We start from the raw sequence: 14,275 nt of genomic DNA, 5'->3' as shown, positions 1-14,275 counted from the left end.
AGTGTTTAGTGATTAGTGTTTAGTGATTAGTGGTGGTCGCAGGCGACCAGTGGGGGATGGAAGCTTGACCCATTGTTTGGATATCAAAATGTAGAGTCCAAATTATTCGTTAAACGTTAATCATTAATCGTTAATAACTAATCACTAAACACTAACCACTAATCGTTATCACTAATCTCTTATCTGCCAATACCGCAATAGATAAAGCCTAATTCTTCTAATTCTTCTTTGTCGTATAAGTTTCTACCGTCCAGGATGAATGGGGATTTCATTATTTTTTTAATGATGGACCAGGAAGGGATGCGAAATTCTTTCCAATCTGTGACAACAAGTATGGCATCCGCCTCTTCTGCAGCCTCATAAATCGTATGTGTATAATGTATAGAATCCCCTAAAACACGTTGGGTTTCTGGCATAGCGACAGGGTCATAGGCATATACTGTTGCCCCTCCTTTTAATAAATTGTCAATCAAAACAAGGGATGGAGCTTCGCGTATATCGTCGGTTTCCGGTTTGAATGCCAGTCCCCACACGGCTATTCGTTTGCCTTTTATATCGTTATTGAATAGTTTCAATAATTTGTGGAACAAAAGATATTTCTGATCTTCATTTACCGCCTCTACCGCCTCCAGAATCCTCATCGGGTAGTTATTGTCGGCAGCCGTTTTGATCAGCGCTTTGACATCTTTGGGAAAGCAAGAGCCGCCATATCCACAACCCGCATAAAGGAAGCGGCTTCCTATGCGTGAGTCCGTGCCAATGCCTTTACGTACCATATTTACGTCTGCACCTACGCGTTCACATAAGTTCGCGATATCGTTCATGAAGCTTATACGTGTAGCCAACATCGCATTTGCCGCATATTTAGTCATTTCAGCCGAAGGGACATCCATGAAGATCACCCGGAAGTTATTCAGTAAAAAAGGACGGTATAATTTCGTCATCAACTCTTTGGCCTTTTCCGATTCAACGCCGACAACAACGCGGTCCGGACTCATAAAGTCTTTGATCGCCGCCCCTTCTTTCAGAAATTCAGGATTCGAGGCAATATCAAAAGGAATATGTACGCCTCTTTTCTTTTCTTCTTCCCAAATCGTCTGTTTGATTTTCTCTGCGGTGCCTACCGGGACCGTACTTTTGGTGACAACGAGTATGTATCTGTTTAAGTGCCGGCCGATCGACCGGGCTACATCCAGTACATATTTTATATCTGCGCTTCCATCTTCATCCGGTGGGGTACCGACTGCACAAAAGAGCACTTCAACCTCATTGATAATATCTTCCAATGCAGCAGTGAAATGCAAACGTCCGGCTTCGTAATTCCGTGTGACCATCTCGTCCAATCCCGGTTCATAAATAGGCAGAATCCCTTTTTTCAGGTTTTCTATTTTTTCTCTATTTATGTCAACACAATAGACCTCAGTACCCATTTCGGCAAAGCATGTTCCTGTCACTAAGCCTACATAACCTGTTCCAACGATAGCAATTTTCATTTACTGCAATGTTTATTTTAATGTATCAAAAGCAAAACAAAAGTAATACTATTCAAGGATATGGCACATTATTGGGAGGCTTTTTGTTACCTAAGTTAGGCGCAAAGTATAAGGAGATGCCAGATGGAACGCTTCTTTTTGTAAATATTGTATATTATTCACAGTGGATTCTGTTTTGAAACATATTTTTACAATGCGACTGAATACCTATCTTTGTCAAGAAGTTATAGGGATATTTAATACAATGTGAGTTATGTCTGTTCGTTTTTTTGCCGCCAATCTAATTCTTTGTTTGTCTTTTTTCTTCGTCAGTTGCACCGATAAGGAGGAAGAATCGTTACCTGCTGTTGAGATACTTGATCTACCTGAAGCCATTTTTCAGGCGAATAACTCTTTGGCAGTAAACAGGCTGCGTTCGATCTCGTTCGGAGAAGCAGATAAATTAGGAGGCAGAAAAGAACGTTTTAAGATGGTGCATATATCCGATTCCCATCTATCCTCCTGGTCAGTAGACAATCATTATAAAAACCCCATCAATCTGATTCACTCCGTTCGTTTTGCCAATCAACCTGCATTAAAAATAAATGCAATGGTCGCTACGGGCGATTTTATGGGGTATTCGACAGACAAAAAAGTAGCGATGGACTATATGCGTTCTTTTGTGGAGTATTTTCATAAGGGAAACTATATCCCTTCGGTTCTTTGTACCGGGAATCATGACAACAACTATTTGGATGATAAATATGTTTTTACCCGGGCAGAATTGAACTCTTTGTTATTCAGTACAGACCCGAACAGAGGGGACGACCGCTCTGAGAATTATTATTATTTGGATGTACCCAATCCGCAAGGCGGTTTTATTCGTTTTATCTCCCTGGATATGATCGATCATCCTTCGGGTAAAGAATACGATGCATTGCATTACGTCTATTATTCTCAACGCCAAATCACCTGGTTGGGGGAAGTGGCCTTAAAAAAGGATATGACCCCGCAGCATAGCGTGGTTGTCTTAAATCATATACCCTTTGAACCAACCTCTTCCGGAGGTGCAACCTCTTATTTTTGTGATGGTTACTATGTGCATACCTGGCAGATGGTGCCCGAGATCATCGAGGCTTTCAGAAGCCGTACACCTATAAAGAAGATCTATCCCAATACCCTGGGTCGAGAAGATCGGATTCATGTTGATTTTAATTTTGAGGAAGCAACGGGAGAGTTTGTTTGTCATATGGGCGGACATGCACATGTATATGCCTGTTTTGATATAAAAACAATAAGTAATGAAAATCCGGACCTGGTCCGCCAAAAGATGATTCTTTGCAACAACCAATCCCCTACGGAAATAGGAGTCGTCTACAATCGTACTCCCCGGGAAAATCGTACAGTGTCGAGCAACAGCTTTAGCATCTATGCCATAGACACCCAGGAGAAGAAAGTCTATATCACCTTTTTTGGAGCCTATCTTCCGTCCGATAATCCCACATTCTCGGAGGTACAGAGTTTTTCTTATAACTGATCTTTTTTTGCCGGTGCGCAAGGATTACGCTCTTTTTGCGGGATAATTCTACTGCCCATAGCTATCGTCAGTAGTAACGATAGCTATCATCAGTAGTAACGATAGTTATCGTCAGTACTGACGATAGCTATGGGCAGTAGAATTATCCCTGCAAAAATGCTTTCAAAAGGGCAAAGAAGCCCGCTTTATTTCTATTAATTCTTCTTTTGATACGTATTTATAACGGAATAATCTCTATTTTTGAATGCTAAAAGAATGGATATGAAAATTTTTCATTTTGAGACGATTAAAAAACAAAATATACTTCCGCAAACATGTGTTGAATGGGTTCGTGAAGCTTTTCGTTTGAAGTATTTATCTCAGTTGCCGGCCAAAATAAGTATGAAAATAGATGAAAAGATCTTTTTCAATACGATGCCTGTTTATTTACCTGATTTAAATCGTTTTGGGGTAAAGGTCGTATCCCGGTATCCGGAAAGAGAACCGGCGTTGCAGGCCGACATCCTGTTGTTTGATACGCAGACGGGAGAGACCTTGGCATTGATGGATGGCAGTTGGATAACCGCCATGCGGACGGGAGCTGTTGCCGCGTTGGCAATCAAAGAATTGAAAAGTTCGACAGCCCGGGAGTATGCCTTTTTAGGATTGGGCAATACGGCACGCGCCACTTTGTTGTGTTTGTTGTCTTTCCTGCACGAACCTATCCATATCCGGTTGTTGGCTTATAAAGGGCAGGAGCAGCTTTTTATCGAGCGTTTTGCCGCTTATGAGTCTGTTCGCTTCTCGGTGTACGATTTGGTAGAAGACTTGATAGACGGGGCCGATGTCGTTGTCTCCTGCGTGACCGTTGCGACCGAGTTGTTTGCGCCAGACCGGGTATTCAAAGAAGGGGTATTGGTGGTACCTGTACATACCCGTGGCTTTCAAAACTGTGATTTGTTTTTTGACAAAGTATTTGCCGACGACACGAATCATGTGAAAGACTTTAAGTATTTCAGTCAATTCAAAGCGTATGATGAGTTTTCGCAAATCCTGTTGGGAGAGAACCCGGGCAGAGAATCCGATAAGGAGCGAATTCTGGCTTATAATATAGGCATAGCCTTGCATGATGTTTATTTTGCGGCCAAGCTATTTGAGTTGTTGGAAGCCCATCCTGATTTTCAGATTCAGACATCTTCCAATCTTGCAAAGTATTGGGTGTGAGGTGGCTAACGGGAGCATCGAAAGGGCTCCTTTTTTTTGTAGACAAACGAAGCTTTTTAGCCGTAATAAATCAACGAATCTTCCGTTGTAATAATATAGGATCCTATTAGATATATGATACAAGAATTTATCAATAAAAACTTTTATTATCTTTTTCTCTTTACACTCATCTTTGGTGTCATGTTTTATGACGCCATCCGATTCAATTATACCGATGAGATCTGTGTCCTTCTCTTATTGGTTTTATATGTTTACCATGTGGTTCAAACAAAGAATTGGGAGTTTAGCAAGCTGTTTCTTGTTGTCCTGGCGGTTTTTGTTTTCTATCTGGGCTATTCGTTCTGGATCGGCAGTAATGCCAAGAAAGCCATTGTGATGGATTTTATCATTCAGATAAAACCCTATCTAGGCTTTTTCTGTGCCTACTCCATAGCCCCGCGATTCAATAAATCGCAGAAACTAATACTGCAACAGATCGTTATCATTTTCACCTTATACCTTCTCGGTATCGGGATTATGAGTCTGGTGAATGGAGATATTATGGATCTTTTGTTGGGGCATGAATCCCGTTTTGCCACGGCCGTCTCAATATTAGCCTTATTGTATTTATACAGTGTCGATTATTCGGTGAAAGATAAATTCTTTTTTATCCTGATTTTAGCGATTGGATTGTTTTCTACGCGCTCTAAATTTTATGGCTTCTTGGCGATCAGCATATTTATGGTGATCTATATAAATGATAAATTCCGGCTTCAGTTTAACCTGAAAAATACGCTCTTCTTACTTGTAGCCGTAGCAGGCACATTGTTTGTTGCCCGGGAAAAGATCTACTATTATTTTGTGGAAGGAGGTTTCGGTAGTGGCAGGGAAGTGGATGATTTATATGCCCGTATGGCTTTATACTATTATTCGATCCCTCTGTTTGTCGATTATTTTCCTTTCGGTTCGGGTTTTGCAACTTATGCAACCTTTACCTCCGGGGAGTATTATTCGCCCATATACGGAAAGTATGGAATGGATCGGATGCATGGATTGACAGAGGCCGACCCAGCATTTATCGCCGATACCTATTATCCGGCTCTGGCTCAGTTTGGGGTGGTCGGTGTCGTACTCTTTTTCTTGTTTTGGATTCATTTATTGAAAAAGACGGTAGGGGTATTTAAGTGGGGCTATAATAAAGAGGCCGTCCTGATGTTGTTGGTCATTGTCTTTTTTCTCATAGAATGTACGTCGGATGCAACAATCACGCATAACAGGGGAGTCTTTATGATGATGTTTTTGGGGTTGGTCTATGCAGAAGCCAAAGGACAAATAGTAAGTGGGGAAAAGCAGAAGCCCATTCCAGCAGTCGAATTATAAAGAGAAAGATAGTTATGTCACGCATATTATTAGTAAACAAATTTTATTATCCGCGAGGAGGCGACTGTGTAGCTGTCCTCAATCAGGAGAAACTATTGAAGCAGAATGGACATGAAGTGGCTATCTTTAGTTCGCGGCATAAGGATAATCTACCCTCCGTATGGGAAGCCTATTTCCCCTCCGAGATAAGTTTTGCCTCCCCCGGCATAAAAGGCAAATTATCGGCTGTCTCCCGTTTGTTTTATTCCTCTGAGGTAAAGGATAAGTTTACCCGGTTGTTGGATGATTTCAAACCGGACATTGTGCATGTGCACAATATTCATTCTTATCTATCTCCCTATGTCGTTCAATTAGCCTCTAGGCGAGGTATAAAAGTGGTCTGGACATTGCATGATTACAAACTGCTTTGTCCGGCTTATACCTGTTTGCGGGAGGGAGAGCCTTGTGAATTATGCTTTCATGACAAAAAGCCTGTGATCAAATATCGTTGCATGAAGCAGGATATAAAGGCAAGTGTATTATCGTATTTGGAGGCTAAAGTATGGAACCGGAAGGTGTTGGAGAAGTATACCCACGTGTTTATCAGTCCCAGTCATTTCAATAAGTCAAAGATGGTTGCCGGAGGATTCTCCGAAGAAAAGATAAACGTATTACATAATTTTTTCATTCCGGAGATAGAAAACAAAACGATTGAAAAGAGTGATTATTATTGTTATGTAGGGCGTTTGTCTTATGAGAAAGGAATCGATTCTTTGCTTGAAGCGGCGAAGGACCTGCCTTATACATTGAAGGTTGTAGGAGGTGGCGACCGCTTGGCTGCGTATCGGACGAAATACCCGAATGACAACATCGAATTTATGGGTTATTTACCCCATGAAGAGGTGTTGGACTTAACCCGTAAGGCGCGTTTTACTGTCGTGCCTTCCATATGTTATGAAAACAATCCACTCAGTGTGATTGAATCTCTCTGTGTGGGTACACCTGTTCTGGGCGCGCGTGTAGGCGGTATTCCGGAATTGATACGTAGGGGAGAAAATGGTTTTTTATTCTCTCCGCATGCTGTAGAAGAACTAAAGGAAGAAATCATTAAAGCCTTTGATGTATTTACTGTTAATTTTGATTATCAGCAGATTAAAGAGGAATCATTGGAGAAGTTCAAAGAAGCGAATCATTATGCCGAATTGATGCGTATCTATGGTCTCTGATAGTATCAGATAGAAGGATGACGCCCTCCATATGCATTTATAGTAACTCGCTGGAGATTAAATCCTATAATCTTTGTATCTTTGCAGAAGAAAGCATAGTTAATTCATAGGTATGATGGAAGAAAGGAATTTCTTTCAAAATATAGATTAGAACAACTGAGATGAAGAATATAATACAAGCAAGCCTGATTACCACTTTTCGTTGCAATGCTAAGTGTAATATGTGTAATATCTGGAAGTATCCAACCAAACCTTCCGAAGAAATAGATCCTAAATATTATGCCAAATTACCGGACGGACTCCGCATAAACATAACAGGAGGGGAGCCTACTTTGCGCGAAGATATAGATGAGATCTTCCGTATCTTATACCCCAAAGCCTCATTGTTGGAGTTGAGTACAAATGGTTTTTATACAGATAAGATTGTACATTTAGCGGAAAAATATCCCAACATTCTTATTCGTGTCAGCTTGGAAGGTCTTCCGGCAATGAATGATTATAAGCGAGGTACGCATGATGGATTCGATCATGCCTTGCGAACCATGCTGGAATTGAGAAAGACCAAATGTAAGAATATCGGTTTTTCCGTGGTTATTTCAGAAGATAATTACAAAGATCTGCTTCATTTGTATGAATTATGTTCTTCTTTGGGGGTTGAATTGGGCAATTCTGTCGTGCACAACTCCTGGTATTTCCACAAAGAAGATAATGCCACGGAAGGAAAAGGAGCGTTGGAAGAACATGAAAAATTTGTATCGGCCCTGTTGCAATCCGAAAGAAGAGGATTGAAAAATAAATTGAAAGACTATGGCCGTGCTTACTTCAATAAGAGCATCCACCAGCGTTTGCGTGGAGATAATCCGGGTTATAGACCTCATTGTGGTGCGTTGAAAGACTTCTTTTTTATTGATCCCTATGGAAATGTAACCCCTTGTAACGGATCTAAAGAAGAATGGATATTGGGGAATATCATCGAATCGGATTTTGATGATATCATGCATTCAGCCAAAGCCCGGGAGATAGAAGAAAGAATATCTACTTGTCAGCGGAATTGTGCTTTTATTGTTACGGAAAGACATGATATGTTGCGCCGTCCCTGGGTGCCTATCAAATGGGTTGTCGACAATAAACTTCGGCTCATGCGTGGAAATAGAATCCAATTTTAATCTTGTCGGATGCGTATTTTTGTGTTTGGTACCAGGGGATTCCCCGGCGTGCAGGGAGGAGTCGAAAAACATTGTCAGGAGTTGTATACCAGAATGCCGGCTTCTTTTCAGATAACAGTGTTCAGGCGCAAAGCCTTTCTTGCACTGCATGCAGAAAAACACTATGAAAATATTCATTTCATCGATCTTGTTTCTACAAAGATAAAAGGGTTTGAATCTTTCTTTCACTCCTTTTTATGTACGGTAGTCTGTCTTTTGAAAAGACCGGATCTTGTGCATATCCATAACATCGGACCGGGTATATTTACCCCCTTTCTGCGGATGGCAGGTATCCCTGTTGTCCTAACCTTTCACAGTCCCAATTATGAACATAAGAAGTGGGGCAAGGTGGGGCGTTTTATCCTGCGGATGGGAGAGACGCTTTCGTTGAAATATGCGAATCGCCTTATTTTTGTAAACCGTTTTCAGCGCGAAAAGTATACGCAAAAGATAAAGGATAAATCGCTTTATATTGCGAATGGCATTGAAACTCCTGGGCTCAGTGAACGAACGGATTATATAGAGTCTCTTGGCTTACGATCCCGTCATTACATATTGGCTGTTGGCCGGATAACGCAGGAGAAAGGATTCGATTCTTTAATCGAAGCCTATCTGCCACTGAAGGACAAAGATATATCCTTGGTCATAGCCGGTACGGCAGATTACAAACAGGAATTTGCTGTGCAAGTAATGCAGAAGGCCAAGGAGAATGGGGTGGTGATGCCGGGATTTGTTTCCGGAGAGTCTTTAAGGCAGCTTTACTCTCATGCACGCTTATTCGTATTACCTTCTTACAGCGAAGGTTTTCCTCTTGTTCTTTTAGAGGCGATGGGGTATCATTTGCCTGTTGTGGTCAGTGATATTCCGGGAAATAGACAACTCGATCTGCCGGAAGAGGTCTATTTTACTCCGGGAGACTGTCCGATTTTATCTCATAAAATGGAGGAAAAAATACGCAGTTTTTCTCCTGTCTCTTATGATTTGACAAAATACAGTTGGAAAGACATTGCATCTTCTACAATGCAAGTGTATAATGACATATAGACAAGTATTTATCAGAGAAAACACAAGCGTATGCAGCAAAGACTAAAAATACTTATAACTGCCAATCATTGTGCGCCCAATCAGGGGTCAGAGCATGGGGTAGGTTGGAACTTTGTGTGGCAAATATCACAATATCACGATGTGTATCTGGTGTGCAATAAACACGATTATATTCAGGGTGTTATTGATTTTGTTAACTCAGAAGAAGGCAAGAAGAGAAATATAAAGTTGTATTTGGTAGAGCAAAAAGTGAAATATACCAAGAGGATACGCTTCTTTCCTTTCTTGTATTATATGGATTATGAACGTTGGCAGAAAAATGTCTATTCATTGGTATCGGATATTTTGCGTACGGAGCCGATAGATATCATACATCATATCACGAATATCACATTCCGTGAACCGGGTTTTCTCTGGAAATTAGACAAACCGTTTGTTTGGGGGCCTGTCGGAATTTTGGGGGATGAACCCATTAAATTCATTCATTTCTATAGCCGGAAAGAGGCTTTTAAGATGGTGATCAGGAGGTGGACCTGCATCTATCAATTGAATTTCTCCGGCCGGTTGAAAAAAGCCGCTCAAAGAGCCGCTGTCTGTCTTTGCGTAAGCAATCATGCTGCTCAGGTTATGCGAAAGAAATTGGGAGCGAGACGAACGGAGGTCATACCTGAAACCGGAGCTATCCTGCGCGATCTTCAGGCGATCCCAGGCCCAAGAGCTGCATCGGATCCGATTCAATTATTGTGGGTGGGAAGGTTTGACTCCAGCAAAGGTGTCTTATTTTTGATAGAAGCCCTCAAACGTATACAGGAAGTAGGGGATGTAAAGTATAAGTTAATCCTTGTAGGCGATGGTGACCAACGGGAAGAGGCTCTTGAATTATGTGAAGAATATGATATAGACTATGCGTATAAAGGCTATGTGCCGTATACGGAAGTAGCCGATTTGTATCAGCAGTCCCATCTTTTCTTTCTGACCAGTCTGATGGATGCGACGACAACTGTTGTTTTTGAAGCATTAGCTAATTACTGCCCTGTTATAGCTCTGAATCATTTGTCTTTTAGCGAGATTGTCGATCAGACGTGTGGAGCCAAGATCGACTTGCGGTCTCCGGAGCAAATAGCAGACGATATGGCTTCTACCATCCGCCATTTTTATTTCCATGAAGAAGAGCGTTATCCCTTGAGCCTGGGTGCCAGAAAGAAAGCAGAAGCCTATTCTTGGGAGAAAAAGATGGAACAGATCCATCGTATTTATCAGTCTCTAGTCTGATAAAGGAAAATTATACAGGATTGTTCATTTCCTCTTTATGAGGTACAGGGTATATGGGTTCCAAGGTGATATAATGTCCGGGACGCCTTTTCTCAGCAGGCGGCGGCGTCATATAATCGGGACCGTATAGTCTTGTTAGATAAGCGTCTGGATTGTTCGGTACATAAAAAGGATAGCCTTCGAATGATATCTTCCGCAAAGGGAATATCTCGTCGTGAGAGAAGAACCGGATCCATATCGTGTCGAATCCATGACCGATAAGGCTTTCATTCCCCAATTTTTTATTTTTCCGGATACGTTTTTGAGAGAATTGGATGTATTGAGTTTTTAATCCGTAGAATAAGGGTTTGAAATAAGAGATGAAAAGACTCTTCTTGGATAGATGTTTGTATAATTCTGCATCCAGGCATCTGGAAATAATGGAATTATAGCGTTTGATACATCTTTCGATAAAGAAAGACGGATTAGTCGAATGATATTTATCCATAGGGAAAATATCGATAAATATACCTTGTATATGTTTTTTATTTGCCTGTCCCGAAGTAATAAACAAACTGTTTAAGTCTCTCACCTTACAGGGCAGGGAGAGGTAGTCGTAGTTCGGGTCTGTTTCTCTTGTCTGTAAAAATAAATCGGAAGGGAATTCAGTAGGAGCAATGCGAACAAATTTTTCATAATCTTCTCTCATCATACAGATATCCAAATCATCATCCCAGGGGATAAAGCCTTGATGGCGAACCGCTCCCAGGAGGGTGCCAGAGCATAACCAATAGGAGATAGAATGTTTTTGGCATATATGGTCTACTATCCGCAACATCCGAAGCATAACCAGTTGGGCCTGGCGAAGCTTGGTCTCGCCGGTAGCTCTGTTGTCTGAAAAGTCCGAGTAAGTATTTTCCATGGCGTTTATGATTGGGGGGAAGAGAATAATTTGAACTGGATGATGCCTCGTATGCGCAAAGCAAACAAGAATGTTTCCGATACAACGACCATCATAGCAACTGTATACATATTAAGGACGTTGAAAAAATAAAGTATGCTCAGGCCTGCGATATGGAATATCGACATGCACATCACGGTCCAATTGGTATAAAGAGGGTGCCCCATTGCTGCCAGAAAAGGATATCCTACCAGCATCGAAGGAATGGTCACCAGGCATCCGATGCTGAAAATCCGGAATATATCTGTACTGAGTCCCGGATCTTTGTAGATAATATGAAAGATCGGGGTAGCCAGTAAGAAAATGAAAATGACCAGGGCAACATTGCCTGCGCTGATGTATTTCAATATCCTTTTGAAAAAGGGAACATCTCTTGTTTTTGCCATATGCGGGAATAAGACGCCTGTTACCGGACCTATTAATTGGTTATATGCCTGGTATATCTTTTCTGCAGCGGCATAATAGCCTGCAGCGGTATCTCCGCACACGAAGCTAAGTATCAAGGTATTGCTTGATGTTAAAGCGATAGATGCCCTTGATAAGAAATAACTGGAGCTATCGACCACAGCATATTTTATCTGTTTGAATGCGGGAAAGAAAAATCTCATTTTCATTTTCCGATAGATCAGATACAAGCTGACTATTCCGGAAGCTATATAACCGGCGCTGTAAAAAACCGGAACTAACAGATAGTCCTGTGAACCTCTGATGAATAAGAAAAAGCAAATGCAGCTGATGCCCTTGGTGATAACATTGATTAAGGTAATGTACTTCATGGACTCCATACCCTGGAAGAACCACATCGGGAACATCACATTTCCTATTACCATGCCAAAGAATAAAAGGTAGAACCCCGGATTATTACTGAACTTGGGTACTATTCCGATAAGGGCAGACAAAATGATAAAACTGAGTATGCCGAAAAGCAATCGTCCGATCATGGCACTGTTCAGATAAGAGTTGATCTTTTCTGTATTATTCCGGTGTTGTGAGATATATTTTGTGCCGGATAAGTTGAAACCAAAATCGGTAAAGATGATAAAATATTGGATCAGTGTATATCCTGCAGAGACTATACCCCAATGTTCAACTCCTAAGGTTCTGAATAAAAAAGGAAAAGTGATGAACTGTAATAAAAAATTAACCCCTTGTAAGGTTACAAGCGAGAAAAAGTTCGTAATCATCAATTTACTCAGACCCAGTTTCATCTGTTTCAAAGGCATTCTTGTTTGAGTGCTTCGTATAAAAGCGTATTCTCCTTTTCGCTTTTGATAGCGATTCGGATGAATTGTTTATCTTCTATTCCGCACTTGGCAGTACAATCTTTTATCAATATATTGTGTTTTTCAACGAGTATCGTGCTCAATTCGTTGGAAGAGTAGCCGGATAAGATCTCACATAAGAAGTAATTCGCCGAAGAGGGCATAACCCGCAAACAGGGTATTTCGTATAAAAGAGAATAGAACCTGTTTCGTTCTTTTACAAAAGACTTACACGCCTTCTCGTAATCCTCCTGGTACTTGACATAGATCTGCATATAAAACTCTGCAAAAGAATTTATATTCCAGATAGACACCTCTCGCTTGATATCATCAATAAGGCGTTCATCTCCGGAGGCCATGAATCCCAGGCGCAGTCCCGGTACCCCAAATGATTTGGATATGCTTTTTATAAGAATCAAATGCGGATTCTTTGCCAGGAAATCGGAGTCAAACAACGAATAGGCTTTGTCCGTATCCGCAAAATCAACAAACGACTCATCGATAATCAACCGGATATTTTCTTTTTTAGTCCACTCGGTCAGGGAAAGCAATTCCTCTTTGTGTATAAAATTACCCGAAGGGTTATCCGGATTAATCAGTATCAACTGCTGAATGGAATGTTGGCTGTAAAAACGGATAAGGTCTTCGCTTGTATATCTAAAAGAGTCGTTTTCCGGTTTATAATAGACCAATAACTCTTTCCGGATGCGGTTGGGGTATTCTTCAAAGGTAGGAAGGATGACACCCGTCGTTAATTCATTTGTCTGTAAATAGGCATGAATCAATTCGGCAGCTCCGTTTCCGACTACGATTTGTGCCGGTTTTATATTTACATAACGTGCCGCTAATTGCGCATTAACCTGCATGCCGGAGGGGTATTGGGTCAACAACGTATCGAAATTCGCTTTTAGCTCCGCTTTCATTTTCTCTGTCGGAAAGAAAGGATTGACCAGGTAACAAAAATCCATCAAGAAAGGAAAGCGCCAATATCCTCCGTATCTGTTGCCGTATAACTTCAATGCGCTGCCGGCATCAGCAAATAATGTTTCTGCATTATTCAGATCCTGTTGGTCATCAATTTCGTACCAGGCTTCCTCTTGCAGAGGCAATGCTTTTAGTTCCGGATTGTCCAGTAAGGAGATGACTTTGAGTACCTGTTCGTAATATTCATTATTTCCCAAAGCTTTACAATATGCCTCCAGGAAAGGAATGTATTTGTATTCAGAGAAATTGCGGCTGAATTTGTAGATGTTTACTGTTTTGTAATAGGAGGCACTCTCGTTGTATTTGAACGCAGCTTTGGAAATGAAGCTCAAAACGGAGTTGTCTTCGTTTAAGGTAACCACCGTTCCGTCCATCCAATTCTGATATTTTGCTACGACAGCTAAATTGGGATAAGGATGGGCGATCAGTTTTTCGAGTATTTCATCGGCAAAAATCAGATCCGACTCTAACAGGAGCGTATCGTCTTGTTTGAGTTTGTCTTTGGCCAGGTATAAGGAATAGATATTATTCGTTTTATCGTAAACCGGATTGTGAATATATTCAATCGCCATATTCTTATAAGAAGAGCCGATCAGTTTTTGAACATTTTCACCTTTATAACCAATAACCAGGAATACCCGTTCGATATGGAAAGAGTTTAGTTGGTCCAACATTCTTTCAATCAGGGTAACGCCATGTATTTTCAGCATACATTTTGTGTTATCCTTCGTCAGGTCTCCCAACCTTCTGCCCATGCCGGCAGCCAAAATTATCGCTTGCATAATGTGACTC

Annotated in this window: 11 protein-coding genes; 7 read left to right on the top strand and 4 right to left on the bottom strand. The window is 41.1% G+C overall.

Annotation, left to right across the window (positions count from 1 at the left end):
- Positions 1 to 179: 179 nt before the first annotated feature.
- The gene (locus D0T51_RS05695) at positions 180 to 1,493 is read right to left on the bottom strand and encodes a UDP-glucose/GDP-mannose dehydrogenase family protein (protein ID WP_163726413.1); all 1,314 of its coding nucleotides are present in this window, start codon (positions 1,491 to 1,493) and stop codon (positions 180 to 182) included.
- A 253-nt stretch (positions 1,494 to 1,746) separates the two neighbouring features.
- On the opposite strand from D0T51_RS05695, the gene D0T51_RS05690 reads away from it, so the two are divergent.
- The 7 genes from D0T51_RS05690 (at position 1,747) to D0T51_RS05660 (ending at position 10,297) form a co-directional block, all read left to right on the top strand.
- Complete coding sequence (locus tag D0T51_RS05690; RefSeq protein ID WP_163726411.1) at positions 1,747 to 3,009, top strand: metallophosphoesterase; 1,263 nt, start codon at positions 1,747 to 1,749, stop codon at positions 3,007 to 3,009.
- A 255-nt stretch (positions 3,010 to 3,264) separates the two neighbouring features.
- Entirely contained in the window at positions 3,265 to 4,212 is a 948-nt protein-coding gene (locus D0T51_RS05685) for an ornithine cyclodeaminase (RefSeq protein WP_306439045.1), read from the top strand.
- A 114-nt stretch (positions 4,213 to 4,326) separates the two neighbouring features.
- Positions 4,327 to 5,571 (top strand): O-antigen ligase domain-containing protein, encoded by a 1,245-nt coding sequence (locus D0T51_RS05680; RefSeq protein ID WP_163726408.1) that lies wholly within the window; start codon positions 4,327 to 4,329, stop codon positions 5,569 to 5,571.
- Positions 5,572 to 5,585: 14 nt separating this feature from the next.
- A complete protein-coding gene (locus tag D0T51_RS05675; protein WP_163726405.1) occupies positions 5,586 to 6,776 on the top strand; it encodes a glycosyltransferase in 1,191 nt (396 codons plus the stop codon).
- A gap of 161 nt (positions 6,777 to 6,937) precedes the next feature.
- The gene (locus tag D0T51_RS05670; RefSeq protein WP_163726403.1) at positions 6,938 to 7,942 is read left to right on the top strand and encodes a radical SAM protein; all 1,005 of its coding nucleotides are present in this window, start codon (positions 6,938 to 6,940) and stop codon (positions 7,940 to 7,942) included.
- Between the two features lie 9 nt (positions 7,943 to 7,951).
- On the top strand, positions 7,952 to 9,025 hold the full coding sequence (locus tag D0T51_RS05665; RefSeq protein WP_163726399.1) for a glycosyltransferase family 4 protein: 1,074 nt from the start codon (positions 7,952 to 7,954) through the stop codon (positions 9,023 to 9,025).
- 30 nt (positions 9,026 to 9,055) lie between these two features.
- Positions 9,056 to 10,297 (top strand): glycosyltransferase family 4 protein, encoded by a 1,242-nt coding sequence (locus tag D0T51_RS05660; protein ID WP_163726396.1) that lies wholly within the window; start codon positions 9,056 to 9,058, stop codon positions 10,295 to 10,297.
- A gap of 10 nt (positions 10,298 to 10,307) precedes the next feature.
- On the opposite strand, the gene D0T51_RS05655 is transcribed toward D0T51_RS05660, so the two are convergent.
- Genes D0T51_RS05655 through D0T51_RS05645 form a run of 3 tightly spaced genes read right to left on the bottom strand, consistent with a single transcriptional unit; the run spans position 10,308 to position 14,265 of the window.
- A complete protein-coding gene (locus D0T51_RS05655; protein ID WP_163726393.1) occupies positions 10,308 to 11,198 on the bottom strand; it encodes a phosphorylcholine transferase LicD in 891 nt (296 codons plus the stop codon).
- 5 nt (positions 11,199 to 11,203) lie between these two features.
- Positions 11,204 to 12,445 (bottom strand): oligosaccharide flippase family protein, encoded by a 1,242-nt coding sequence (locus tag D0T51_RS05650; RefSeq protein ID WP_163726432.1) that lies wholly within the window; start codon positions 12,443 to 12,445, stop codon positions 11,204 to 11,206.
- Between the two features lie 5 nt (positions 12,446 to 12,450).
- Positions 12,451 to 14,265 (bottom strand): aminotransferase class I/II-fold pyridoxal phosphate-dependent enzyme, encoded by a 1,815-nt coding sequence (locus tag D0T51_RS05645; protein WP_163726390.1) that lies wholly within the window; start codon positions 14,263 to 14,265, stop codon positions 12,451 to 12,453.
- Positions 14,266 to 14,275: the final 10 nt, after the last annotated feature.

It is taken from the genome of Parabacteroides sp. 52 (genome assembly GCF_010500925.1).
Taxonomy (GTDB): Bacteria; Bacteroidota; Bacteroidia; order Bacteroidales; family Tannerellaceae; genus QVMG01.
The sequence above is the reverse complement of the archived record's forward strand: the minus strand, read 5'-3'. Positions and strand labels throughout refer to the sequence as shown.

Coding starts and splice junctions, on each gene's coding strand:
- D0T51_RS05695 (WP_163726413.1), bottom strand. CDS start 1,493: ATGAAAATTGCTATCGTTGGAACAGGTTATGTAGGCTTAGTGACAGGA.
- D0T51_RS05690 (WP_163726411.1), top strand. CDS start 1,747: ATGTCTGTTCGTTTTTTTGCCGCCAATCTAATTCTTTGTTTGTCTTTT.
- D0T51_RS05685 (WP_306439045.1), top strand. CDS start 3,265: ATGGATATGAAAATTTTTCATTTTGAGACGATTAAAAAACAAAATATA.
- D0T51_RS05680 (WP_163726408.1), top strand. CDS start 4,327: ATGATACAAGAATTTATCAATAAAAACTTTTATTATCTTTTTCTCTTT.
- D0T51_RS05675 (WP_163726405.1), top strand. CDS start 5,586: ATGTCACGCATATTATTAGTAAACAAATTTTATTATCCGCGAGGAGGC.
- D0T51_RS05670 (WP_163726403.1), top strand. CDS start 6,938: ATGAAGAATATAATACAAGCAAGCCTGATTACCACTTTTCGTTGCAAT.
- D0T51_RS05665 (WP_163726399.1), top strand. CDS start 7,952: ATGCGTATTTTTGTGTTTGGTACCAGGGGATTCCCCGGCGTGCAGGGA.
- D0T51_RS05660 (WP_163726396.1), top strand. CDS start 9,056: ATGCAGCAAAGACTAAAAATACTTATAACTGCCAATCATTGTGCGCCC.
- D0T51_RS05655 (WP_163726393.1), bottom strand. CDS start 11,198: ATGGAAAATACTTACTCGGACTTTTCAGACAACAGAGCTACCGGCGAG.
- D0T51_RS05650 (WP_163726432.1), bottom strand. CDS start 12,445: ATGAAACTGGGTCTGAGTAAATTGATGATTACGAACTTTTTCTCGCTT.
- D0T51_RS05645 (WP_163726390.1), bottom strand. CDS start 14,265: ATGCAAGCGATAATTTTGGCTGCCGGCATGGGCAGAAGGTTGGGAGAC.